Origin of the sequence: Nocardia grenadensis NBRC 108939 (assembly GCF_001613445.1) — a bacterium.
In the GTDB taxonomy this organism is placed as follows: Bacteria; Actinomycetota; Actinomycetes; order Mycobacteriales; family Mycobacteriaceae; genus Nocardia; species Nocardia grenadensis.
Genome location: NZ_BDCJ01000005.1, coordinates 100617 through 123868, shown reverse-complemented (window position 1 = coordinate 123868; position 23252 = coordinate 100617). Strand labels below are relative to the sequence as shown.

The following is a 23252-nucleotide window of genomic DNA, read 5'->3' as shown; positions in this document are numbered from 1 at the left end:
CAGGCATTTGTAGCACGGCCGTTCGGACCTCAGAATGGTCCGTATGGGTTCGAAAGAGGCGGCTTCAGCGATCAACCGGGCAGTGGGGGCCGAGCTCCGGGCCGCCCGGGCGCGGCGCGACTTCACGCGACAGCAACTCGCGGCGCTGACCGGCCTCGCCGTCAGCACTATCCAGCGGTTCGAAAACGGCCAGCGCTCACCGGATATGCAGCAGCTGCACGCGCTGTGCACCGCCCTGGAGATCCCGATGCGGGAATTCGTCGAGCTGGCACTCGAGGGAATCAAGCCGGCCGGCGAGTGACCGGCCCCGGCCGATGCTGCCGACAAGCGTCGGGTGACCGGGTGGACATCAGTCCCGCCCGGCCACCCGGAAACGGCGCACTCAGACAATGGCCGAGGTGACGAGCAATCCGACCAGAGCGAGGGCCTGCAGGATCACCCGCGGGTAGAGAATGCTGTCCCACCGGTCCTGCAGCGCACGGGCATTCGGCGGAATCACGCCCGATCGAGCGGCGGCCTTCTGCGCCGCGTTGATCGGCTTGGCGATGCGCGCGTAGAGAACGAGCCACACCACGAGGGCGAGCACCGCCAGCCCCGCGGAAACGGCGGCACCGGCGGCGCCGCTCAGGGCGGCGACGACCGCGGCCCCCAACGCCGCTACCACTCCGGTGATACCGATCGGCGGCATACGCGAATCCGCGTAGTAGTGCCCCCAGCCCGCACTGACGGTCATGGCGGCGTCGTCGAGCCGGCGATGCACCGACCGCATGACCAGCGCTCCCAAGACATCGGTGCCGTAGACGACAGCATTGGCGAGAACCGCGATGGCGGCGAGGATCTGAATGGACACGGTCATGACAGGCTCCCGAGTGTTGCGAATTTCGGCTGCTGGTGGACGTTTCGACGGTTACGCCGGAGTGGAGGCGGACGCTGCGGGCTCGCGGATGAGCAGCAGCCCGGTGATGCCCACGAGCACTGCCGTGAGGCCGTGGACTCCGAATGCGGTCGCCGTGGAGCCGTCGTAGGCCAGCACGGTGGCCATATCACCAATCGGGATCAGCGCGATGACGAGCATGGCGACCCCCAGCGCGAAGCGCTGCCCGAGCGCCAGCAGCGCGAGGATGAGGATTCCGCTGACCGTGTCGCGTACGCCCTTCAGATTCATGAATGCCGCGGCGTCACCGGTCGGCCACGCGGGCAGGCCGAATCCGGTGGCGATCGACTCCGGGGTGATCAGGTAGCTGATCCCGATGTAGAGGATGAACGCCGCCCCGATCAGCGACAGTGCGGTGGCAATACGCCGAGTGGTGATCATGGTTGCTCCGATATCTAGCGTCGCTATGTTGTAGAGCGACAGTAACGCACCTCGGTCCCCTTGTCTAGCGATGCTAGGATTTCGAGCATGAGCATTCAGAAAAGGCGGGAACGGGAGCGGGCGGAACGCCACCGGCTGATCATCGATACCGCGCGCGAACTGGCGGAGACCGAGGGCTGGGACGCGGTGACCGTCCGCAAGCTGGCCGACCGGATCGAATACAGCCAACCCGTCCTCTACAGCCATTTCGCCGGCAAACGCGCCATCGTCACGGCCGTCGCCGAGGACGGGATCGCCGAACTCGCCGCGGCCCTGCACCGCGCCCGGGCCACCGCCGAGTCGGAGTCCGACGCACTGGCGGCCCTTGCCCGCGCCTATATCGAATTCGCCATCGAGCATCCCGCCGTCTACGACGCCATGTTCGCCATGTCCACCGATCTGAAGTTCGGCCCCGAGGCCACCCAGGTCCTCCGCGACGCGTTCGCCGAACTGGTCGCCGCACTGGCCCCCTTCGCCGGCGACCACGACGTGGAAACCTTCACCGAAACCGGCTGGAGCGCACTGCACGGGCTGGCCACCCTCGAACGCGGCCAGCGCCTACGCCCGGGCCTGCGCGAAAACCGGGTGGAAATCCTCAGCCGGTTATTGGAGCAGGCCGGCTCCGCGCCGCACTCGTAACCCGCCGGGACCGTCCGCTCAACCGGTGAGCGCCCAGATCACCCCGAGCGCAACGGTCACCAGCGGCGCAGCCCCCTGCTTGACCGCCGATGCGCGCTTGTCCGGCGACGAGAGCAACAGCACCAGCGCGGCACCCAGCATCGCCCCGATACCGGCGAAGATCAACGCCACCCCGACACCCCGATCCCCCGTTGCCGCCACCACGATCCCCACCGCCGCGATGATCGCCAAGAACAGGTTGTAGAAACCCTGATTGAAGGCCAGCTCCCGGGTCGCTGCAGCTTCCTCGGCACTGATGCCGAACACACCCCGCGCCGCACCGGTCCACGCGAACGACTCCAAATACCAGATGTAGACATGGAGTAGCGCCGAAACCGCCGCGAACACTGCGATAGCGATGAGCACGAGCACCGACACTAGTCGACAGACCACTCCGACCTGTGGTTATCGCTGCGGAACCGCCTGTCGAGTTCGTTGACTGGTGGCGGCGGGCACGCACGAAAACCGACGCCGCGAGCGCTCCGCGATGCGTTACTTATCCTCGACGGCCTGGGCCTCCAGCGCCTCCACCCTGCCGCGGAGTTTGCCGACCTCCCGGCCCCGCCAGCCCTGGCGGCGGCTCGAGATCCCGGCGACTGGGGCGTCGGCAGTGTGAACATGCTCCGCGCCGAGTGGTTGCGAGGACTCGTCGGCGCGAGAGTGCGGCGCCGTTGCAGCCGGACAACCGGATATCACTACCCACAGCCATGCCACCGCGGCCGATACGCGCGTGTCAACTGCCCTGTAGGGCAGTCGGTACGGCACCTCGGCTTGCCCCTCCGCGGATACAGTTCTGCTTCGGAGGCGGTTTTCTGATACCTCCCGGTGTCCGACTCCGTTGAGCCACCTGGCATTTCAGTTGGCGATCATTCGGTTCGGTGGGTGTTCGGGGCTGCCACGGTTTCGACGAGCCTCGGCGGTGTCGTGGGCCACCGCGGGTGTTCGGCGTCGATGACGTAGGCGTTCGTAGGCGTGGGTGTGCCGCTAATAGCGGGCTTCCACGCGTACGTTCGTCGCCCTCGCTCTTCCCCGAGTCCCTGATCGCCTCGGTGCCCGACCGGTCATGCTCACCGGTGCGGTACCCCTGCTCGCCGCACTCGGATCGGCCCTCGCCCTGTCGTTGGCCGACTCCGGTGACCGGCGCGCGGCCGCCGCCATCGCGGTATGGGCCGATATCGGTGTAGAGACCGCGGCGAAACTGACACCCACCGGGCAGGTCCCGCGCCGCTCGTCCCGACCGGCCGACCCCCCCGCGCTGTTCGCGGCCCAGTTCCCGCTCTCGCACCTGGCGTGGCTGCTCACCTACCCGATCGCCGGACAGCTGACGACCGCTACCGGTTCACCACGACCTGGTTGGTCCTCGCGGTTCTCGATGCCACCGGATTCGCCGCGGCACTGCGGTGGTGGCAGCGCCACGATCAGGAGGTCCTGACCCACCTGCACGAGGCCGCCACAATCGACCCCGTGCGACTCGGCGACGCTACAGTCGATGTGGATGTGGCCGGAGGCCTGGTCACCATCACCGCCACGAAACCGGTCCACCGAGACGCGTTCGCCACGGCAGTCCGATAGGCAGGCTTCGACCGCACCGCATGAACACGAGTGACGACCGGTGCCACCCGCCCGAAACGGACGGATGGCACCGGTCGTCCAGTATCGAGGACATAGGCAGAGCATCCACTTCCGTTGGCCGCCTACGGGTTGGGCATCCATCGTTGCGGGTCACCGTCGACACCGCCACGACGAAGAGCACTCCCATATTGTCGAAGCCGATACAGCGGAGATGTCGATAATGGCTTGTCGACTCCGCCCCGGGGCAGACGCGGGCACTCGGCCGCACAACACAAAGGAGGCCTGGCATGGCGATTCAGCGTATGGACAACGTGCTGATAGTCGTTGAGGATCTGGACGCTGTCATCGCGTTCTTCGTCGAACTCGGCATGGAACTGGAAGGCAAAGGCCCACTCGAGTGGCGTGGGGCTGAACGCGTCATCGGACTCGACGATGTCCGGCAGGATGTCGCCATGCTGCGGATCCCGGACGGTCCCGGCCGAATCGAGCTGGCCAAATTTCATAGACCGAAGGCGATCACCCCCGAACCGAAAGACGCACCGGCGAACACGCTGGGTATCCGTCGCATGATGTTCGCCGTGGACAACCTCGACGACGTCATCGCCCGCCTGCGTGACCACGGCGCCGAACTCGTCGGTGAAGTGGTGCAGTACGAGAACATCTACCGGCTCTGTTACCTCCGTGGCCCCGAGAACATCATCGTCGGACTGGCCGAACAGCTCGGCTGAGAACTCCGTGGACAACCATCACCGGATCCGATCCGCCGAACACCCTCCGAAGCCCCTGGGGTAGCCCACATGGACCGAAGACGAAAGGCCCTTCCCTATGATCCGGAAAGGGCCTCTGGCCTGGAGCCGCCTAGGAGAATCGAACTCCTGACCTTTTCATTACGAGTGAAGCGCTCTACCGACTGAGCTAAGGCGGCGTGCCTTTCGGCGTGGCGAGTCTATCGTCTCCCACCTGGTAACGCGAAAACGGCTGGTCAGGAGGTTTGCGCGATCAGGGTGGCGGCCATGGCGGCTACCGCGAAACGGGGCTTGACGTTCCGGTCGAGGGCTTCACGGCAGGCGAGGACGGCGTCGATGGAGCGGAGCAAGCCCTCGGGGCGGACTCGCGCGGCCAGCTCGCGGGCGCGGTCGGCCATATCGGGGTGGGTCATGGTGATACCGGCGGGGTCGCCGAAGGCGATGGCGAGGGCGTCGCGGTAGAGGCCGGCGATATCGAGAAGGGCGCGGTCGAGGGCGTCGCGGCCGGTGCGGGTGGCGCGGGATTTCTGGCGGCGTTCGAGGTCCTTGAGGACGCCGGCCGAACCGCGGGTGGCGCTTGCGGCGCCTTTACCGGTGCCGCCGGCGCCGAGGGCGGTGGCGAGTTCTTCGCGTTCGCGTTCGTCGCGTTCGGCGCTGAGTTGTTTCGCCTCGTCCTCGGCGGCCTTCACCAGCTCGTCGGCGGCGAGGTAAGCGGTGCCGCGGGCCACGGCGGTCACGAGGTCCAGGGCGCGGCGGCGGCGGGCGCGGCTCTCGTCGTCGGTGGCGAGGCGGCGGGCGCGGCCGATATGACCGCCGCTCACGGCGGCCGCCCAGTCGGCTGTTTCCGGATCGAGGCCGTCGTGTTCGCGCAGGACCCGGGCTATCGCCGGAGCCGGCGGGGTGATCAGGTGGATGTGCCGGCAGCGGGAGCGCAGGGTGACGGAGATGTCCTCTGGATCCACCGAAGGGGCGCACAGCAGGAACACGGTCCGCTCGGGTGGCTCTTCCACCACTTTGAGCAGTACGTTGCCGGCGGCCTCGGTGAGCCGGTCGGCGTCCTCGATCACCACCACCTGCCAGCGGCCGGTACTCGGGCGCCGGGCCGCGATCTGCACGATGCCACGCATTTCCTTGGTGGAGATACTCAACCCTTCGGGCACCACCCGGCGGACGTCACCGTGGGTTCCGGCCATCGTGGTGGTACAGGCGTGGCAGCGGCCGCAGCCGGGCTGTCCGGGATCGGTGCACTGCAGCGCGGCCGCGAAGCACAGCGCGGCGACCTCGCGGCCGGCCCCCGGCGGGCCCGTGAACAGCCATGAATGCGTCATAGCGCCCTCGGCCACACCGGATCGGCCGGCGACCGCGGCAGCGGTCAGATCGGCGGTCACCGAACTCTGACCCACGAGACGCTCGAAGACACCCACCACGCTCACACCCTAATACGCCCGACCGACCACAACCGGGCCCCCTCGCGAATACTCCCCGGCGCGCCACGCCGGACGGATAGCGCGGCACCGGACACGACTCTCCCGGGGCCGGACCGGACGAATCCCCTGAGTGCGTCGGCCGAGACCCGATCCCCGCGAACACCGAGTAGCCGGCCTTCGCCGCGGACGCCGGCTCGAACCTGTTCGAAGCAGCATTGGGCGAGCCGATCAGCTCAGGTGGCGACACACGCGGAGCCTCGAAAGACCCATGTTGCGTAGCGGGCACGGCTCGTCGCCGTATTGCCCCCGATCGCCAGAACTCGCCGGCCGCGTCACCCGGCGCGCTGCGCGGTGGTGTTCGCCCCGTCCAACTGCTCGCGGAGGATATCGGCGTGCCCGCTGTGGTGGGCGATCTCACGGAGGATGTGCAGGATCAGGAAACGCGCGGACCACCACACGCGGCCCGGTACCCACGGATTGGTAGGGGTGGGAATCGAGGCATCCAGATCGTCCACCGAGCGCACGAGCTCGGCGGTGTTTGCGGCGACGCGCTCCCATTCGGCGAGCAGACCGGCCACTGTCTCATCGTCGGCGATGAGGTATTCGCCCTCGTAGTCCTCGAGTTTCGTTTCGGCGTTCTCGTCCCGCTCGACCAGCACTTTCGTCCAATCCCGCTCACAGCGGACGATATGGTGCAGCAGCCCGCCGAGGGTCAGTTCGCTCGCGGTGGTCCGCTGCCGCGCCTGCTCGTCGTCGATACCCCGCAGCGTTATCCGGAACATCTCACGCTGTTCGTCGAGTAGTTGGACCAGATCTTCGCGTTCCCGGCTACCGGGCATCGGCGCTCCTTGTCTTGGACGATATTCGCGCGCGACGTTACTGCGACGGTCCGACAGAAACCCTGGGCCTAATCGTCGTTCGCGGCGGCCGACCGGCCCGCGGACTGCTTCGCCGGAGCCTTCTTCGCCGGAGCCTTCTTGGCCGCCGTCTTCTTCGCGGCCGCTTTCGCGGTGGTCGTCTTCTTCGCCGCGGTGGCGGTCTTCTTGGCGGCGGCCTTTTTGGCCGGGGCCTTCTTGGCGGGAGCCTTCTTCGCCGCCTTCTTCACCGGACCGCGCGCCCGCCGGTCGGCCAGCAGTTCGGAGGCGCGTTCGTCGGTGATGGATTCCACTTCGTCGCCCTTACGCAGGCTGGCGTTGGTCTCACCGTCGGTCACGTAGGGCCCGAAGCGCCCGTCCTTGATGACCATCGGCTTCCCGGTGGCGGAATCGTTGCCGAGTTCCCGGAGCGGCGCGGCTGCCGCGGCCTGTCTACCTCTGCGTTTGGGTTCGGCATAGAGCTTGAGGGCCTCGTCGAGGGTCACCGTGAAGATCTGGTCCTCGGTGGCCAGCGACCGCGAATCGGTGCCCTTCTTCAGATAGGGCCCGTACCGGCCGTTCTGCGCGGTGATCTCTTCGCCGGAGGCCGGGTCGTTGCCGACCACGCGCGGCAGCGACAGCAGTTGCAACGCGTCCTCGAGAGTGACCGTGGCCGGGTCCATGGATTTGAACAGTGACCCGGTGCGCGGTTTCGGCGCGTTCTTCTTCGCGGTCTTCTTGGCCGCCTGGTCCTCGTCGGTCTCCGGCAGGATCTCGGTGACGTAGGGGCCGAAACGTCCTTCCTTCACCACGATTTCGTGACCGTTGTCCGGGTCGTTGCCCAGGGTGCGGCCCTCCTGCGGAGTGGAGAAGAGCTTCTCCGCCACCTCCGGGGTGAGCTCGTCGGGCGGCAGATCATCGGGGAGATTGGCGCGCTGGGAAGTCGGTTCGGCATCCGGTTTGTCGGGATCGGCGACCATACGCTCCAGATACGGCCCGTACCGGCCCACTCGCACCACCACATCGCGACCGGCGTCGTCGCTGAAGAGTTTGATGGAGTTGATCAGGCGGGCATCGATATCGTCGAGCCGCTCCCCGACCATCCGCTTCAGACCGCCGGACCGCGCGACCGAACCCTCGGCACCGTCGTCACCGCCGAAGTAGAAGCTGGACAACCAGTTTCCGCGCTGCGCCCGGCCGCCGGCTATGGCGTCCAGGTCGTCTTCCATGGCGGCGGTGAAATCGAAATCGACCAGGCGGCCGAAGTACTGCTCGAGCAGCCCGGTCACCGAGAAGGCCACCCAGGACGGCACCAGCGCACTACCGCGTTTGTAGACGTAGCCGCGGTCCAGGATGGTCTTGATGATCGACGAATAGGTGGACGGCCGCCCGATCCCGAGTTCCTCCAGCGATTTGATCAGCGAGGCCTCGGTGTAGCGGGCGGGCGGGTTGGTGCTGTGGCCGTCGGGGTTCAATTCCACGGCGGTGACGCCCTCGCCCTCGGCGAGCTGCGGCAACCGGGTTTCGGCGTCGTCGGACTGGCCACCGGCCTCTTCGTCGACACTTTCCACATAGGCCTTCAGGAAGCCCGGGAAGGTGATGGTGCGGCCCGAGGCGGAGAACACGCATGCCTCGCCGGTGCCGGCGGTGCCGGTGATCCGCAGGGTGAGGGTGGTGCCCCGGGCGTCGGCCATCTGCGAGGCGACGGTGCGCTGCCAGATCAGCTCGTAGAGCCGGAACTCGTCGTTGTCCAGCCGGGCGTGCAACTGGCCCGGGGTGGCGAAGGTGTCGCCCGCGGGACGGATGGCCTCGTGCGCTTCCTGCGCGTTCTTCACTTTCCGGGTGTACTGCCGGGCGGTGGGATGCACGAATTCGGCACCGTAGAGCTGGGTGGCCTGGGTACGCGCGGCATTGATCGCCGACTCCGACAGCGTGGTCGAGTCGGTACGCATATAGGTGATGTAGCCGTTCTCGTACAACCGCTGCGCGGTGCGCATGGTGCGTTCCGAGGTGAACCGCAGCTTGCGGCCCGCCTCCTGCTGCAGCGTGGAGGTCATGAACGGCGCATACGGTTTGCGGGTGTAGGGCTTGGACTCGGCGGAGGTGACCACCAGGTCGGCGCCGTGCAGGGCCTCGGCCAGACGGCGGGCCCGGGCCTCGTCCAGCACCAGCGCCCGCGAATCGGCCTTGAGCCGGCCGTCGGACCCGAAATCACGGCCGGTGGCGACCCGCGAGCCGTCCACGTCGACGAGGCGGGCGGCAAAGACCCGCGGATTGGCGGAGTCGGCGTCGCCACCGGCATCCAGTTTCGCGGCGATATCCCAGTACTCCGCCGACCGGAACGCCATCCGTTCCCGCTCACGCTGCACGATCACCCGGGTGGCCACGGACTGCACCCGACCCGCCGACAACCTCGGCATGACCTTCTTCCACAGCACCGGACTGACCTCGTAGCCGTACAGGCGGTCCAGGATGCGCCGGGTTTCCTGCGCGTCGACCAGGTCGTTGTCCAGGTCGCGGGTGTCAGCGGCGGCCGCGCGGATCGCCGGCTCGGTGATCTCGTGGAAGACCATCCGCCGGACCGGCACCTTCGGCTTCAGCGTCTCCAGCAGATGCCAGGCGATGGCCTCGCCCTCACGGTCGGGGTCGGTGGCCAGATACAGTTCGTCGGCGTCGGCCAGCAGACCCTTGAGTTCGGTGACCTTGCCCTTCTTCTCCGGGCTGACGACATAGATGGGTTCGAAGTCGTTGTTGACGTCCACCCCGAGCCGCGCCCAGTCCTGGCCCTTGTACTTGGCCGGGACATCGGCCGCACCGCGCGGCAGATCCCGGATATGGCCGACCGATGCCTCGACCGTATAGTCCCGCCCCAGGTAGGGCGCGATTTTACGGGCCTTCGTCGGGGATTCGACGATGACGAGACGACGCACGGGACGACCCGCCTCGGCTGCGTTTCGGTCTCGTGTTGCCACCGGCGAATCCCTTTCCTTCTCGACCCGCTGAACACTGCTCGGTACGGCAGGACGCGGTTGATTGAGCAGACGGTGACGCCTTACATCACCACCAGTCACGTTTATACCTTGACGCCGCGCGTGGTCGAACGGTTGCGACCATCGGGCGATGGCGCGTCGATGCCGTTCAGTATGCAGGGCCGCGCCGACAGCCGGCACGCACGGTGCATCACGAATCCACGCAGTATCGAGTTGACCGGCGTGCGCGGAGGCCGATCCGCCTCCGGTCCGCGCGTGGCGCGGAGCACGTTCGACGGGTACGAGCGACGGGCGATCGGCGTGCCTCGGCTCAGGGCGGCCCGCCACCCTCCGGCCCCGGTCGGCGCCACACTACCCGCCGAGCGTTCGGCGGGGGACGATTCCGGAAAGCTCGCGTCCGCAATGGATACGGAACTCCGCGATGAACACACCGTATCCGGACCGCTGCGCGCGGAGGACACGGGCCCGGCGGACACACCGTCGCGCGAACGTCTCCACGGCCCGGCGGCGCCGAAATGCCGAACGCGTATGGCGGACGCTCCGCTATGCGATAGACGCACGGGCGAAGAGTGCGGCCGGCAACCGCCCGGACCGACGAACGACACATCCGACCGAGGGCCGGTCGGGCGCACGACGGCAGCCGAAGCCCGCGAAAGCACGGGTCGAGCGGACGCTCCGGTGCGCCGCGACCACAGGGCCGGAGCCGATGCCCGACTGTGCCGAACGCACACCGCCGGAGCGGATACCCGGCCGAGCCCGGTCGGTGCGGCAGACAGGTACGCCGGAGCCGGACGCGAGGGGGCGGCCGGCACGGATATTCGACCGGGCTTCGGGCATATGACCGAAGCCGATGCCCGAGCACGACCAGGGCGCTCGGCCGGAGCGATGGCCCGGATGCGCGAATAGGTCATGACAAGGGCGGGCGCCGGGGTACGCAAGAAGTGCGTGGTCGAAGCGGACAAGGAGGTACGCGAAGAACTCACGCCCGGAACAGAAGCCCGGGTACACACAGGGCATCGGGCCGAGGCGAATGTCCGAGCATGCGAAGTGCGCATGGCCGGAGCGAATGCGGGGGTACGCATACCCCACATATAGTTCGTCCCTCGCTCCCGTTACGGGAGGCGAGGGACGTACTGGGAGGGGACTCGCTCAGCTGAGCGCGCGAACTCCGGTGGCCTGCGGGCCCTTGGTGCCCTGGCCGACCTCGAACTCGACCTTCTGATTTTCTTCGAGGGTGCGGAAACCCGAACCCTGGATCTCGGAATAGTGGACGAAGACGTCCGCAGAGCCGTCTTCGGGCGCGATGAAGCCGAAGCCCTTCTCCGCGTTGAACCACTTCACAGTTCCCTGTGCCATTCTGTTCCTTCTCTTTTCTTACTCGGAACGGCGGACAACTGGGTTTCGTCCACCGGGCCTGTTGCGATCGACGCTACTCTGGGCCCCCATGGGGGCCAACGTATGCCGTTCACAACATCGATCCTGCCAGGGTTAGGACTTTGCATCCGTCCCTCGAACACAGAAGCTTGCGACCGAGAACCAGTGAACCATGTCTTTGGGAAATTCAACAGCGGAGTTACCGACAATTTGCAAAAAAAATGATCTCGCGAATGCGGGGGTAAGGGTTAGTCCGCTCGAATCTGAACCTCCGGTATGTTTGCCTTCCGATAACCAGCGGCCGGACCGCGTACTCGGCTGTGACCCAGATCGCTATTGGGTATCGAACTTGCAGGTGACGCGAGGCGGACGGCGATATTTCACATTGTTCGAGGACCCGGAAGGCGCCCAGACATGACTCGAGAGATCCAGCCCGATCTGTCCTATGGGCGATCGTTGCTGAATCGTGTCCTCGACGGCGTTCCGGCCACTGATTCGCGTCTGACCCATATCGCCGAGATACCGGGCCGGGCCGCCGCACCGGCCGATTGGCCGGTCTGGTCGGCGCCGGAGGTGGTGAACGCGCTGCGTGCGGAAGGTATCGAGGCGCCGTGGGGGCATCAGGCGGCCACCGCCGACCATGCCGCCCGCGGACAGCATGTGGTGGTGGCGACCGGGACGGCGTCCGGAAAATCGCTCGGCTACCAGCTCCCCGTTCTCACCGCACTGCACGAGGACCAGCGGGCCACCGCGCTGTATCTCGCCCCGACCAAGGCATTGGGCGCCGATCAGCTCCGGATGGTCGGCGAACTCACCCGGCACGAACCCCTGCGCCGGATCCCCGTCGCCGCCTACGACGGCGACACCCCCACCGAGATCCGGCAGTGGGTACGCGCGGAAGCCCGCTGGCTGTTCACCAACCCGGACATGCTGCACCTGAGCCTGCTGCGCTCGCATCGCAGCTGGTCACGCTTCTTTCGCCGCCTGCGCTACGTGGTGGTCGACGAGTGCCACACCTACCGGGGGCTGTTCGGTTCCCATGTGGCGCTGGTCCTACGTCGCCTGCGCCGGCTGGCGGCGCACTACGGCGCCGATCCGGTATTCGTCCTCTGCTCCGCGACGGCCGCCGATCCGGCCGCGGCAGCGTCCCGGCTGGTCGGCGCCGACTGCGTGGCGGTGACCGAGGACGAATCGCCCCGCGGTCCGCGCACCATCGCGTTCTGGGAGCCGCCGTTGCTCACCGCGGTGACCGGTGAGAACGGTGCGCCCGTCCAGCTCGGCGCCACCACGGAGGCAGCCCGGATCACCGCCGACCTGGTCCTGGAAGGAGCCCGGACACTGACCTTCGCCCGGTCGCGCCGGGCGGCCGAGCTGATCGCCGTCCACACCCGGCAGCGCCTCACCGAAATCGACCCCGAACTGGCAGAACGCGTCGCCGCCTACCGCGGTGGATACCTACCCGAGGACCGGCGGGCCCTGGAAGCCGGACTATCGAACGGGTCCCTGCTGGCCGCGGCGACCACGAACGCCCTGGAACTCGGGGTGGACATCGCCGGCCTGGACGCCGTCGTCCTGGCCGGATTTCCCGGTACGGTCGCCTCGTTCCGTCAGCAGATCGGCCGGGCCGGGCGCCGGACACAGGGAGCACTGGCCGTACTGGTGGCGCGTGACGACCCACTGGACACCTACCTCGTGCACCATCCCGAAGCCTTGCTCGACCGCCCGGTGGAAGCCGGGATCATCGATCCCGCGAACCCGTATGTACTCGGTCCGCAACTGCTCTGCGCGGCCATGGAACTGCCCATCACCGACGCGGAGGCCCGAGCGTTCGACGCCCCTGGAGTGCTCACGGAACTAGCAGGTCAGGGGCTCGTCCGGCGACGCGAAGCCGAGGGCGGCAGCCGTTGGTTCTATACGGGCGCCGAACCGCCACACGACGAGGTCGACGTCCGCGGCGGTATCGGGACCCAGGTCGCGATCGTGGTCACCGAGACGGGACGGCTACTCGGCACGGCGGATGCCGGAAGGGCCCCGGCCACCCTGCACGAAGGCGCCGTCCACCTGCACCAGGGCGAAAGTTATCTGGTCGAGGAACTGGACCTCGAGGGCGGTGTCGCACTCGTCCGCGCCGATACCCCCGGCTGGACCACCAGCGCCCGCCGAGTCACCTCCCTCACGCTGGACACCGTGCGCGAGAGCGCAGCCTTCGGCGAGGTCACCGCGGCTTTCGCGGACGTGACGGTGCGCAGCCAGGTGGTGGGCTATCTGCGCACGCTGATCACCGGAGAGGTCCTCGACCTGGTCGAACTCGACCTGCCGGAGCAGACCCTCCCCACCACCGCCGTGCTCTACACCGTGACGCCGGACCTGCTGGACCGAGCCGGGATCGACGCCGCCGCGCTGCCCGGCGCCCTGCATGCTGCCGAACACGCGGCGATAGGCCTGTTGCCGCTGGTGGCGACCTGCGACCGATGGGATATCGGCGGGGTTTCCACAGCTCAACACGCCGATACCGGCCTGCCCACGGTTTTCGTGTACGACGGGCAGCCCGGCGGGGCGGGCTTCGCCGAGCGCGGCTACACGATGCTGCGGCGCTGGCTCGGTGCGACCCTTGCGGCGGTCCAGGCGTGCTCGTGCCGGAGCGGGTGTCCATCCTGTGTGCAGTCACCCAAGTGCGGGAACGGCAACTATCCCCTCGACAAGACCGCGGCGATCCGACTATTGACCGCGGTTCTCGCCGAGCTGACGGGCCCGACGCATCGATGCGCCCCTGCTATGGAGCAACCCGATGGTCACAGCGTTGCCGGGTGAGCCGGAGCGGCGACCGTACGCCTACCGGACCACAGAATTAAGAGGATAAGCATCATATTAACTGAATTGTTGCTAAAGGACCGGTCGGTAGCTACAGAGTCTCTTTTCTTATCAATTCCAGAACATATGACGAATGCGGCCAACAAGGCCATTAATTGCCGTCGCTAAGCGAATACAGTATTCGTCGTTAACAAAATTCCCTATAGGCAGATCACCTTGCTTCTCCGACCGGCCCGGCTCGCGCGACCGCTCGTATACTCCGTGTCCCGAACGGACCCAACGGTACTTTTCCTTCGATCGTGATCACGGCATCCCAGCCGTCTATCTCGCAGCGCGCGACATGAGCAACCATGCGTCGTCCGAGTGATTCGGCCGCCGCACATCCAGCCTCCGCGCCGTGCCATAGTTCACCCGCGGCCGCCAAGGCGGCGAGGTCCGCCGCGGCCTGGGCCCGGTGCCGCGCCACGACCACCCCACCCAACTGGACGACGAGCACGGTCACCACGATCAGACCCGCCAGCGCCAGACATGCCGTGACCGTCGCCGCCCCCTCATCTCTCCTCGGATGCCGTGCCCGTTCCCGGATCGGTCCGAGAGACCGATCCACCGCGACCGGACGCGGGTACCGCGGACCTCCCGCCGGCGGCGTTCGGCTTCGGTGACTCATGCGTCCGTATCCGGCTCGGCTGCCGCCACGGCCTCGGCTTCCAGCCGGAGCACGGGTAACAGTGGAGTATCGGAAGCTACGACGGCGATCACCCGACCGCCCTCGTAGCGCACCGAGATATCCGCCCCCGCCGGTGCCACCCGGCGAGCGGCGACCTCCGCGGCGCCGCGATCACCACGGGCCGCCAGCCGGGCCGCCTCACGCGCGGCGTCCACACACCGCACCTGGGTCACCGCGGCGAGCACCGCGCCCACACACAGCGCGGCAGTAGCGGCGAGGGCGGCGAGGGCGATCGCCGCTTCGACGGTCACCGACCCGGTCTCACCGCCGACCGGGCGCCGGAACACACCGACAGCATCCTCGCCGTCCGCGGCGCCGGCGCCCGACGACCCGACCGGCGACCTCAAACGCCGGTGTTCAGCGCCTTCTCGATGATCCCGGTCAGCGCGTCGGGAATGCTCTCGCCGGTCACCACGGTGTACAACACCGCGCCGAAAGCAGCCGCGGCTATGGTTCCGATCGCGTACTCGACCGTGCTCATCCCCTCCTCCCCCGCCACCACGCGCAGCAGCCGAGTGTTCGCGCTTCGCCATGCTCCCCGCATCAGCTCCCATGCCTTCCACGTCGTCGTTCGGCTCATCGGCACCCCGACCCCCTCTCTTTTGGGCTCGTACAGCCGTTCCGTACGAGCACATCTCGGTATCCGCCGCCGGCCGCGGAGTCACAGCAGGCCCTCGCCGAGCACCCCACCCGCCAGGCCGATGATCACCGGCACGATGCCGAGGCAGATGAACGCCGGTAGGAAGCAGAGCCCCAAGGGGCCGCCGATCAGGACGCCGGCCCGTTCGGCCCGCGCGGTCGCCGCTTCCTCCACCTGGGTGCGACGCTCCTCGGCCAGTTCGCCGATAGCCGCGGCCAGCGACGTGCCCGAGCGGGCCGAGCGCCGCGCCAGCCGGGCGAGCGCGTCGAATTCGGGAGCGCAGGGGCCGCCGGCTTCGCTGGGAGCCCACGCCACAGCCGGATCGGCACCGAGGGCGAGCAGATCGGCTGCCCGCTGCAGCCGATCCGATAGCGAATCGGGTGCGGCCGGCGCGACCGCACGCAGCGCGGCGGCGGTCGGCAAACCGGCCCGCAGGCAGGCGGCCAGTAGATCGAACAGCGTCGCGAGCGCGACCGGGTCGGCGACCGCGGTGGGTTTCCGGGACCGCACCCGCCGGTGAGCCGTGGCCTGGCTCAATCGGGCGACCGCCGGCGCCGGGGCCGGTACCAGCAGTATTGCTGCCGAGAGCAGGAGGAACGGCCAGCCGTGGATCGCCATCGCGTGTCCTTTCGGCATTGTTCGAGGTAACCGAACGGATGGGCACCGATCCGGTGCAGGCGGCTGCCGTAACAGGGTCGGCGGGTCTGTCCGGGGCGTCGCTACGCGTGCCGGGTGTCCCCGTTGCACCGGGAAAAGGTCCGCGGCGGCACGGCGGCCGGCGTCGGCGGGTATACGCAGGGTTGTCGCGCGGTATATGCGGGGTCATCGCGGGGCCACCCGGCGGGTTATCTCGTCTGCCCACAGCAGCCCGACGCAGGCCAGGCCGGCGCCGAGCGGCAGCAGAAAGCGACCCGCCGGGGAGACGAACAGCACCTGGAGTGGATGGGCACCCATCAACTGCCCCAGACCCACCCCCAGCATCGGCAGTACCGCCAGAATCGCCGCGGTAGCGCGAGCACCGGCCAGCGAAGCGTCGGTCCGGGACCGGAATCTGATTCGGGCGGCGAGGTCGGCGCGGGCAGCCGCCAGGAGTTCGGCCAGCGCCAGACCGTGCAGCTCGGCGACCTGCCAGGCATCGGCCACTCGGCCAAGTTCGGCGGCGATCACCGAGTCGGGACGGAGCAATCCCTCCGCACCGGACCCGCCCAGCCTGCTGCGCGCCGAACCGACCGCGAAGGCCGCCGCCGCGCTACCGCCGCTCTCCCGGGCGGCGACCGCGGCCGCGGCACTCGGGTGCGCGCCCACCCGGAGTTCGGAGACCACCGCCTCGAGACAGTCGAGGAGGTGTCCACATTCGACGCGGTGCAGACGAGCCCGGCGGGAGCGGCGCAGCCGCACCGCCACAGTGCCCGCGACGAGCAGCGCGGCCATCATGCCGCCGCTCCCCAGCGCCAACGCCAACGCACACCCGATACCGCCCGCCCCGCGTATCACCCACCGCGTCGGAAGAAACTGCGCCGTCCGGACTTCGAACACCCTGCCGAATCGCCGCCTGCCCGCAGGCCCCGGTGTGAGCACCAGGGCCAGAGCGGTGCATCCCAGGGCCGTCGCGACAGGGCCGACTGCTGTCACCATCGGGGTCATCACCCGGCCCGTTCCGCCAGCACGGCCTGGAGCAACCCGGCGGCGGGCGCCGGACCGGTCGCGCGCCAGGCCGGGCGGATCTCCACCCGGCCGGCGTTGTCCCCCTGCACCACACCGATTTCCGCGAGATACCGGAACCCGTCGGCGCGCCGCCGGACGTGCAGTACCACGTGCACGGCAGCGGCCACTTGACTGTGTAGCGTCGGCCGGTCCATTCCGCCCAGCCCGGCCAATGCCTCGAGCCGTGCGGTCACCTCCCGGATCGAGTTGGCGTGGATCGTTCCCGCGCCGCCGTCGTGCCCGGTGTTCAACGCGGTGAGCAGGTCGACGACCTCCGCACCGCGCACTTCGCCGACCACTATGCGATCGGGACGCATACGCAGCGCCTGCCGGACCAGATCACGCAATGTGATCTCCCCCGCCCCTTCGATATTGGGCGGCCGTGCCACCAGCCGGACCACATGTGGATGCGGAGGTGCGAGTTCGGCCGCGTCCTCGACACAGATGATGCGCTCAACCGGGGCGACCTCGGCGAGTAGCGCGGAGAGCAAGGTGGTCTTCCCCGCGCCGGTGCCTCCGACCACGAGGAAGGCCAGTCGAGCGCGAACAATTTGTTGCAGTAGGGCTTTCGCGTCGGATGGCACCGCGCCGGATCGGGCGAGCGCATCCAGCCCCTGGGTCGCCGGACGGAGTATCCGGAGCGACAGGCAGGTGCCACCGCGAGCGATGGGGGCGAGCACGGCGTGCAGCCGGACGCCGAAGCTCTGGCCCAGTGCCAGTTCCCGGCCGGACAATTGCCCGTCCACCCAGGGCTGGGCATCGTCGAGGCGGCGGCCCGCCGAGAGGGCCAGGCGCTGTGCCAGCCGCCGGACGGCGGCCTCGTCCGGAAAGGTCGTCGGGGTTCGTTCGACCCCGCGGCCCCGGTCGATCCACACCGCGTCCGGGGCGGTGACCAGCACATCGGCGACCGCGGGATCGTGCAGCAGCGGTTCGAGGACGCCGGCTCCGGTGAGTTCGGTCTGCAGCAACCGCAGGGCCCGCAGCAGATCGGTATCCCCCAGCATTCCCCCGGCTTCGGCACGGATGGCCGCCGCGACCCGTGCGGGTTCGGGCTCCGCGCGGTCTCCGGCCAGCCGTTCCCGGACCCGCTCCAGCAGTTCGGTCGTCACCACCTCGGAGTGTCCGGTGCCCGCGCTCATCCGGCCCGCCGCGGGTCGGGTGGGCTCAGCACCGCCAGTACCGCGTCGCAGGCGTCCCGCAGGGGCCCGCGCCGTAGCCGCAGACCCCGGCGTTCGAGCCGCGCGGCCAAGCCTGGTTGTGCCCGGACCGCCGCCAGCAGCGGCAGTTCCAGCACGGCGGCGATATCGTGGCCGCGCAGATTTCCGGGCGCCGGACCGCGCACCACCAGGCCACGGTTGGGGTTGCGCTGCGCGATCCATTCCGCCGCGGCGCCGGCTGCCGCCACCGCGCGCAGCTGCGCGGGTACGACGAGCACCACGAGATCGGCGGCGTCGAGTATCCGGTCCGTATGCGGTCCGCGCTCGCTGGAGATATCACAGACCACGAGATCGCCCGCGCCGCGCGCGGCTTCGACTACCGCGTGTACGGCGGCCGCACCGATGGGGCCGGTCCGGCCCCTGCCCCGGCCGCTGGACAGCACCGACAGGCCGCCGCCCGCGGCGGGGAGCGCATTGCGCAGTTCCGCGGCGGCGACCCGGCCGTCGTCCACGACCAGATCCGGCCAGCGTAGGCCGGGTGCGCCCTCGATACCGAGCAGCAGATCGAGACCGCCGCCACGGGGCGCGCCGTCGACCAGCACCGTATGCGGCCGGAACCCGGCGGTGGCCGAGCGCAGCGCGGTCGCGGCGGCGAGAACGGACGCCCCGGCACCGCTGCCCGCACCGGCCAGGGCGATCACTACTCCGCCGTCGGTGCGCTGCTCCCCGTATTCGGCGAATTTCTCGATGAGGTCGACCGCGGCGGCCGGGAGCGCGATCACCCGTTCGGCTCCGATCACCGCGGCCGCCTGCCAATCGGCCAATCCGGGTTCACCGTCGGTGACGGTCACCACGCCACTGCGCCGCGGGGGCGCCGTGCTCGCGGACACCACGGCGGCCTCGGTGTCTAGCACCACGAGTGGTGCCGCCGACCAGGGGTGCCTGCCGGCCGGCGCCTCGGCTTCATCGATTCGCCGGCCGGCCGCGGCGGCGACCCGGCGAACTTCCTCGCGTAACCGCTCGTCCCGGATGAGCACCAGCACCGCGGGTGGCTCCCCGGTGGTGGGTGTCGCGTCGTGATCCATGGACCCAGCGTCGCCCGTCCGGACCTGCCGGAACCGGTGACTGCGGCGATTGTGGACAACTCGCGGGCTGTGGAGAACTTTTCGAGGCCGGCGACCGTCCCCTGGATAGAGGACGGCCCCAGCCGGGGGGGGAGGAGGCTGGGGCCGTCGGGGTTCAGCCCCGGGGGGTCGGGCTGAACACGCCTGGAACATGTCCAGGTGCCAGCAATACTACACCCAAGAACGGGCCGGAACGCAAGCCCGGCGGCAAAGAAGTTCCACAGGTCACCCTCACTCCCCTTCTGATGGGAAAACCACTGGTCAGCATGTATGCGGGCGCGTAGCGGGCACGACACGCGTCGCGCTGATGCCTATCCTGGAACGGTGACGGGCTCCGGTAAAACGACACCGCCTCCCGGCGATCGGCACCACGAGAACGGCCGCGTCGCCGCCTTCTTCGATCTGGACAAGACGGTGATAGCCAGATCGAGCACCTACGTGTTCAGCAAACCTTTCTTCGATCAGGGGCTGATCAACCGGCGTGCCGTCCTGGAGGGCAGTTACGCGCACTTCATGTTCCTGCTCGCCGGGGCCGACCACGATCAGATGGAGCGGATGCGGGCGCACCTCACCGATATGGTCGCCGGCTGGGATGTCGCCCAGATCCGGTCGATCGTGGCGGACACCCTGCATGAGCTGGTGGATCCACTGATCTACGCGGAGGCCGTCGACCTCATCGCCGACCATCGTATTCGCGGACACGATGTGGTGATCGTCTCCGCCTCGGGCGAGGAGGTGGTGGCCCCGATCGCCGAAGCGCTGGGCGCCACCCATACGGCCGCGACCCGGATGGAGGTCGTGGACGGCAAGTACACCGGGGCGGTCGACTTCTACTGCTACGGCGAAGGGAAAGTCACCGCGATCGAGAAGCTCGCCGCGGCAGAGGGTTACGATCTCGCGCGCTGCTACGCGTATTCCGATTCGATCACCGATCTGCCGATGCTCACCGCGGTCGGCCACCCCACCGCGGTGAATCCCGACCGCGGTCTACGCCGCGAGGCGACGAGCCGGGGCTGGCCCGTACTCGCCTTCTCCAACCCGGTCTCACTGTGGTCACGCTTTCAGGCACCGTCGAAAACCATGGCCACCGGACTCGCTGTCGCGGTCGGTGCGTTCGTTGCGGGAGCAGTGACCTACCGACTGCTGCGACGACGATGAACGCCATCCCGAACTGGACTTATAGCATACGACTCCGACCGATGTGCCCGATTTCCCTTTGTTCCACGAAGTTGCGCCAGCCCTTGATGTGAGTGCAGTCACAGTGTAAAAATGGAGGCACGGAAGGAAGGAAGGCCAAGGCGGAGCCGGAAGAGAAGGCTCAGTCTCCCGACCCACCCTTCCCAGTACGGACACCCGGTACCCACGCGGAGCTCGCCGCGACAAGGGCAGAAGCGTTGTGGGCCTGCGAAATCCGGTCCGTTGCCGGCGATGGCCTCGCATAGCTGCGGGGATGAGCTGCTGCGGAGCCCGGAGGAACGCCGAGGCCGGAGAACACAACCCAAACCAGCACGCATGGTAACCAGGTAGTCCGTGCTCGCGGGCGGTGAGGTCTCACGACCACGCCGCCCGCTTTGACGTTCCGGGGGAAATCGCCCGCCGGCGCTCGCTGATTCAGCCGGCAGCGTCCGCTATCGATATCGCTTCCCGCGCGCCGTCCTCGAGCGCACCACAACAGAACAGCACCCACCCGCCGATACCGTCGGCGGTCCCGGACCCGAACCCCGCCGCCGCGTCGAGGTAGGCCTGTCGTCGGCGCAGCCAGAAGACTTCAGGCACGCCGAGCGACCGGACATCGAGCCCGCTGGCCACCGTCACCAGTCGGGAGGCGGCCCGCGCGACCAGTCCGTCGGCCGAACCGAACGGTTTCAGGGTGAGCAGCTCACCGTGCACCACAGCCGCGGTGACCGGGGCGGGTGCGGAGGTGGTGAGCAGCGTCTGCGCCAGCATGTCCAGGCGGTCCGCGACGCCGGCGTCGGCGCGGGGACGACCCAATTCGTTCTCCTCGGCGACCAGGTCGGCGGCCGCCAGCAGATGTAGCCGGGCCAGTGCCTGCAGCGGCGCGCGTTCCCAGATGCCGACCAGGTTGCGCAGCGCGTCGCCGTCGAGCGCCTGGCCCACCCGCAGCGCACCGGCCAGGATCGGGTCGGTGATCGCGCCGTCGGCCGGCAACTCCGTACTACCGCCCTCCAGCGCCGCCGACGATCGGGCGGCACGCACCGAGGCCTCGGCGGCGGTGGTTGCCCAGCCGCGGCGGTTCGCCCGGTGCCGGTGGACCTCGGCCAGTGCGTCGCGGGCCTTGTCGGCGGCGGCCCGAACCCCGGGCAGTTCGATGAGCGGCGCGAGCGGATCGGTCACGGATCAGCACGCTACCGCCGCCGGATCCCGGCGCGAGCGCCAGCCCCGCAGGCAGGACCCGACCCCCGCCGCCGACGACGGTTGCGGCCGGTTCAGCCGGTGAGCAGGTCGCGGCCGGGAATGGCCTCGAGCAGGCGGCGGGTGTATTCCTCGCGCGGCGAATCGAAGATCTCCCCCACCGGCGCCGCTTCGACGATCCGGCCCCGATGCATCACCAGGACCTCGTCGGCGAGCTGACGGACCACCGCCAGATCATGGGTGATGAACAGATAGGTAAGGTCCAGTTCGTCCTGGAGCCGGGTGAGCAGATCGAGGATGTTCTGCTGGACCAGGACGTCGAGCGCCGAGACCGCTTCGTCGCAGACCAGCAGTTCGGGTTCCAGAGCCAGGGCGCGTGCGATGGCGACGCGCTGCCGCTGGCCGCCGGAGAGTTCGTCGGGATAGCGGGAAAGCACGCTGCTGGGCAACGCGACGTGTTCCAGCAGTTCGCGGACCCGGCTCTCCCGCTCGTTGCGGGTGCCGATCCCATGGGTGCGCAGCGGTTCATCGATACAACGATGGATCGAGTACAGGGGGTCCAGCGAGGCGTACGGGTTCTGGAAGATCGGCTGCACCCGGCGCCGGAACCGTATCTGCTCGCGCCCCTTCAGGCGACCGATATCCCCGCCGTCGAACACGACCGCCCCGGAGCTGGGTTCCAGCAGACCGAGCGCCAGCTGCGCGACCGTGGACTTGCCGGACCCGGACTCCCCGACCAGCGCGGTGGTGCGCCCGCGGTGCAGCGTGAACGACACATCCTCGACGGCAACGGCTTCCCCGGATCGCCACGGCACCGAACCGCGGGTCCGATATTTCTTGGTGAGCCGGTCGGCCACCAGCACGGCATCCCGGGTGGCGAGTTCACGAACGCGTTCTGGGCGCCGGGCGGCCGCCAGCGAGGGCGCCGATTCGACCAGTTTGCGGGTGTACTCGTGCCGCGGATCGCGCAACAGTTCCAGCGCAGGCCCCGATTCCACCACCCGGCCGCGATACATCACCACCAGATGTTCGGCGCGTTCGGCGGCCAGGCCGAGATCATGGGTGATGAGCAGCATCGCCGTGCCGAATTCGGCGGTGAGGCTCTCGATATGGTCGAGGATCCGGCGCTGCACGGTGACATCGAGAGCGGAGGTCGGTTCGTCGGCGATCAGTAACCCGGGGCGCCCCGACAACGCCATCGCGATCAACGCACGCTGCCGTAGGCCGCCGGACAATTCGTGCGGGTACTGGTCGGCCCGTTGCTCCGGATCGGGTATCCCCGCGGAGCGCAGCAGTTCCACCGCCCGGTCCCGGGCAGCGCGGCCACGGGCGATACCGTTGGCCGCGAGGGTTTCCCGGATCTGGAATCCGATCTTGTGCACCGGGTCGAGGTTCGACATCGGGTCCTGCGGAACGAAACCGATTCGCTTGCCCCGCAGTTCCACCAGGCGCGATTCGGCCGCGCCGGTCAGTTCCGTGCCGTCGAATTCGATACTGCCCCCGACGATCCGGCCGGCGCGCGGGAGCAGGCCGATGATCGCGTGCGCGGTGGTCGATTTCCCCGACCCGCTCTCGCCGACGATCGCCACCGTCTCCCCGGGGTACACCGTGAGGTCGGCACCGCGGACCGCGTCCACCCTGTCGTCGCCCTCCCCGAACGCGATCCGCAGCTCCCGGATCCGCAGCAGTGGCCGCTCCTTCTGCACGTCGGTCATATCCGC

At 68.6% G+C, this 23252-nt stretch carries 22 protein-coding genes and 1 tRNA gene; 6 read left to right on the top strand and 17 right to left on the bottom strand.

Annotated features, from left to right (window positions below; all coding sequences use genetic code 11):
• The first annotated feature begins 43 nt into the window (after positions 1-43).
• Positions 44-301 (top strand): helix-turn-helix domain-containing protein, encoded by a 258-nt coding sequence (locus NGR01S_RS06570; RefSeq protein WP_063035280.1) that lies wholly within the window; start codon positions 44-46, stop codon positions 299-301.
• A gap of 81 nt (positions 302-382) precedes the next feature.
• Here the strand turns inward: NGR01S_RS06570 and NGR01S_RS06565 are convergent, their stop codons facing one another.
• Both NGR01S_RS06565 and NGR01S_RS06560 read right to left on the bottom strand, forming a co-directional pair.
• A complete protein-coding gene (locus NGR01S_RS06565) occupies positions 383-856 on the bottom strand; it encodes a hypothetical protein (protein ID WP_063035279.1) in 474 nt (157 codons plus the stop codon).
• A gap of 51 nt (positions 857-907) precedes the next feature.
• Positions 908-1315, bottom strand: a complete 408-nt coding sequence (locus tag NGR01S_RS06560) for a DUF4267 domain-containing protein (RefSeq protein ID WP_157107152.1) — start codon at positions 1313-1315, stop codon at positions 908-910.
• 87 nt (positions 1316-1402) lie between these two features.
• Between NGR01S_RS06560 and NGR01S_RS06555 the strand changes: the two genes are divergently transcribed.
• Positions 1403-1993: a TetR/AcrR family transcriptional regulator gene (locus NGR01S_RS06555; RefSeq protein WP_063035278.1), complete on the top strand. Its 591-nt coding sequence runs from the start codon at positions 1403-1405 to the stop codon at positions 1991-1993.
• Between the two features lie 18 nt (positions 1994-2011).
• On the opposite strand, the gene NGR01S_RS06550 is transcribed toward NGR01S_RS06555, so the two are convergent.
• Complete coding sequence (locus NGR01S_RS06550) at positions 2012-2398, bottom strand: DUF1304 domain-containing protein (RefSeq protein WP_063035333.1); 387 nt, start codon at positions 2396-2398, stop codon at positions 2012-2014.
• 697 nt (positions 2399-3095) lie between these two features.
• On the opposite strand from NGR01S_RS06550, the gene NGR01S_RS06540 reads away from it, so the two are divergent.
• Both NGR01S_RS06540 and NGR01S_RS06535 read left to right on the top strand, forming a co-directional pair.
• Positions 3096-3464 (top strand): hypothetical protein, encoded by a 369-nt coding sequence (locus NGR01S_RS06540; RefSeq protein WP_063035276.1) that lies wholly within the window; start codon positions 3096-3098, stop codon positions 3462-3464.
• A 427-nt stretch (positions 3465-3891) separates the two neighbouring features.
• Positions 3892-4332, top strand: a complete 441-nt coding sequence (locus NGR01S_RS06535) for a VOC family protein (protein ID WP_063035275.1) — start codon at positions 3892-3894, stop codon at positions 4330-4332.
• Between the two features lie 121 nt (positions 4333-4453).
• On the opposite strand, the gene NGR01S_RS06530 is transcribed toward NGR01S_RS06535, so the two are convergent.
• The 5 genes from NGR01S_RS06530 to NGR01S_RS06505 form a co-directional block, all read right to left on the bottom strand.
• Positions 4454-4529 (bottom strand) — tRNA-Thr (locus NGR01S_RS06530).
• A gap of 57 nt (positions 4530-4586) precedes the next feature.
• The gene (locus tag NGR01S_RS06525; RefSeq protein WP_063035332.1) at positions 4587-5777 is read right to left on the bottom strand and encodes a DNA polymerase III subunit delta'; all 1191 of its coding nucleotides are present in this window, start codon (positions 5775-5777) and stop codon (positions 4587-4589) included.
• Positions 5778-6109: 332 nt separating this feature from the next.
• The gene (locus NGR01S_RS06520) at positions 6110-6616 is read right to left on the bottom strand and encodes a DinB family protein (protein WP_063035274.1); all 507 of its coding nucleotides are present in this window, start codon (positions 6614-6616) and stop codon (positions 6110-6112) included.
• A 68-nt stretch (positions 6617-6684) separates the two neighbouring features.
• Positions 6685-9603, bottom strand: coding sequence for a type I DNA topoisomerase (gene topA / locus NGR01S_RS06515; protein ID WP_063035273.1), 2919 nt, complete (start codon positions 9601-9603; stop codon positions 6685-6687).
• Between the two features lie 1167 nt (positions 9604-10770).
• The gene (locus NGR01S_RS06505; protein WP_011206895.1) at positions 10771-10977 is read right to left on the bottom strand and encodes a cold-shock protein; all 207 of its coding nucleotides are present in this window, start codon (positions 10975-10977) and stop codon (positions 10771-10773) included.
• 432 nt (positions 10978-11409) lie between these two features.
• Here NGR01S_RS06505 and sftH point away from each other — a divergent pair, with 432 nt between their 5' ends.
• Positions 11410-13806, top strand: a complete 2397-nt coding sequence (sftH, locus tag NGR01S_RS06500) for a DEAD/DEAH box helicase (protein WP_084480437.1) — start codon at positions 11410-11412, stop codon at positions 13804-13806.
• A 211-nt stretch (positions 13807-14017) separates the two neighbouring features.
• Here sftH and NGR01S_RS30020 read toward each other — a convergent pair whose 3' ends face one another.
• The 7 genes from NGR01S_RS30020 to ssd form a co-directional block, all read right to left on the bottom strand.
• Positions 14018-14473 (bottom strand): Rv3654c family TadE-like protein, encoded by a 456-nt coding sequence (locus tag NGR01S_RS30020; protein WP_084480436.1) that lies wholly within the window; start codon positions 14471-14473, stop codon positions 14018-14020.
• Positions 14470-14820 (bottom strand): TadE family type IV pilus minor pilin, encoded by a 351-nt coding sequence (locus NGR01S_RS06495; RefSeq protein WP_063035331.1) that lies wholly within the window; start codon positions 14818-14820, stop codon positions 14470-14472. Before NGR01S_RS06495 ends, NGR01S_RS30020 begins: the two co-directional genes overlap by 4 nt.
• Before the next feature lie 56 nt (positions 14821-14876).
• Positions 14877-15077: a DUF4244 domain-containing protein gene (locus NGR01S_RS06490; protein ID WP_063035271.1), complete on the bottom strand. Its 201-nt coding sequence runs from the start codon at positions 15075-15077 to the stop codon at positions 14877-14879.
• A gap of 117 nt (positions 15078-15194) precedes the next feature.
• Positions 15195-15791 carry a type II secretion system F family protein gene (locus NGR01S_RS06485; protein ID WP_157107151.1) on the bottom strand — a complete coding sequence of 199 codons (597 nt, stop codon included), beginning with the start codon at positions 15789-15791 and terminating at the stop codon, positions 15195-15197.
• A gap of 204 nt (positions 15792-15995) precedes the next feature.
• Positions 15996-16634, bottom strand: coding sequence for a type II secretion system F family protein (locus tag NGR01S_RS06480; RefSeq protein WP_373861393.1), 639 nt, complete (start codon positions 16632-16634; stop codon positions 15996-15998).
• 182 nt (positions 16635-16816) lie between these two features.
• Positions 16817-18016, bottom strand: coding sequence for a TadA family conjugal transfer-associated ATPase (locus NGR01S_RS06475; RefSeq protein ID WP_063035269.1), 1200 nt, complete (start codon positions 18014-18016; stop codon positions 16817-16819).
• Positions 18013-19119 (bottom strand): septum site-determining protein Ssd, encoded by a 1107-nt coding sequence (gene ssd, locus NGR01S_RS06470; protein ID WP_063035268.1) that lies wholly within the window; start codon positions 19117-19119, stop codon positions 18013-18015. The genes NGR01S_RS06475 and ssd overlap by 4 nt, the downstream gene beginning before the upstream one ends.
• Positions 19120-19428: 309 nt before the next feature.
• Here ssd and NGR01S_RS06465 point away from each other — a divergent pair, with 309 nt between their 5' ends.
• On the top strand, positions 19429-20316 hold the full coding sequence (locus NGR01S_RS06465) for an HAD family hydrolase (RefSeq protein WP_084480435.1): 888 nt from the start codon (positions 19429-19431) through the stop codon (positions 20314-20316).
• A 453-nt stretch (positions 20317-20769) separates the two neighbouring features.
• Here NGR01S_RS06465 and NGR01S_RS06460 read toward each other — a convergent pair whose 3' ends face one another.
• Together NGR01S_RS06460 and NGR01S_RS06455 are read right to left on the bottom strand one after the other, a co-directional pair.
• Entirely contained in the window at positions 20770-21513 is a 744-nt protein-coding gene (locus tag NGR01S_RS06460) for a Fic family protein (protein WP_063035266.1), read from the bottom strand.
• Between the two features lie 92 nt (positions 21514-21605).
• Positions 21606-23246, bottom strand: a complete 1641-nt coding sequence (locus NGR01S_RS06455) for a dipeptide ABC transporter ATP-binding protein (protein WP_063035329.1) — start codon at positions 23244-23246, stop codon at positions 21606-21608.
• Between the last annotated feature and the right edge of the window lie 6 nt (positions 23247-23252).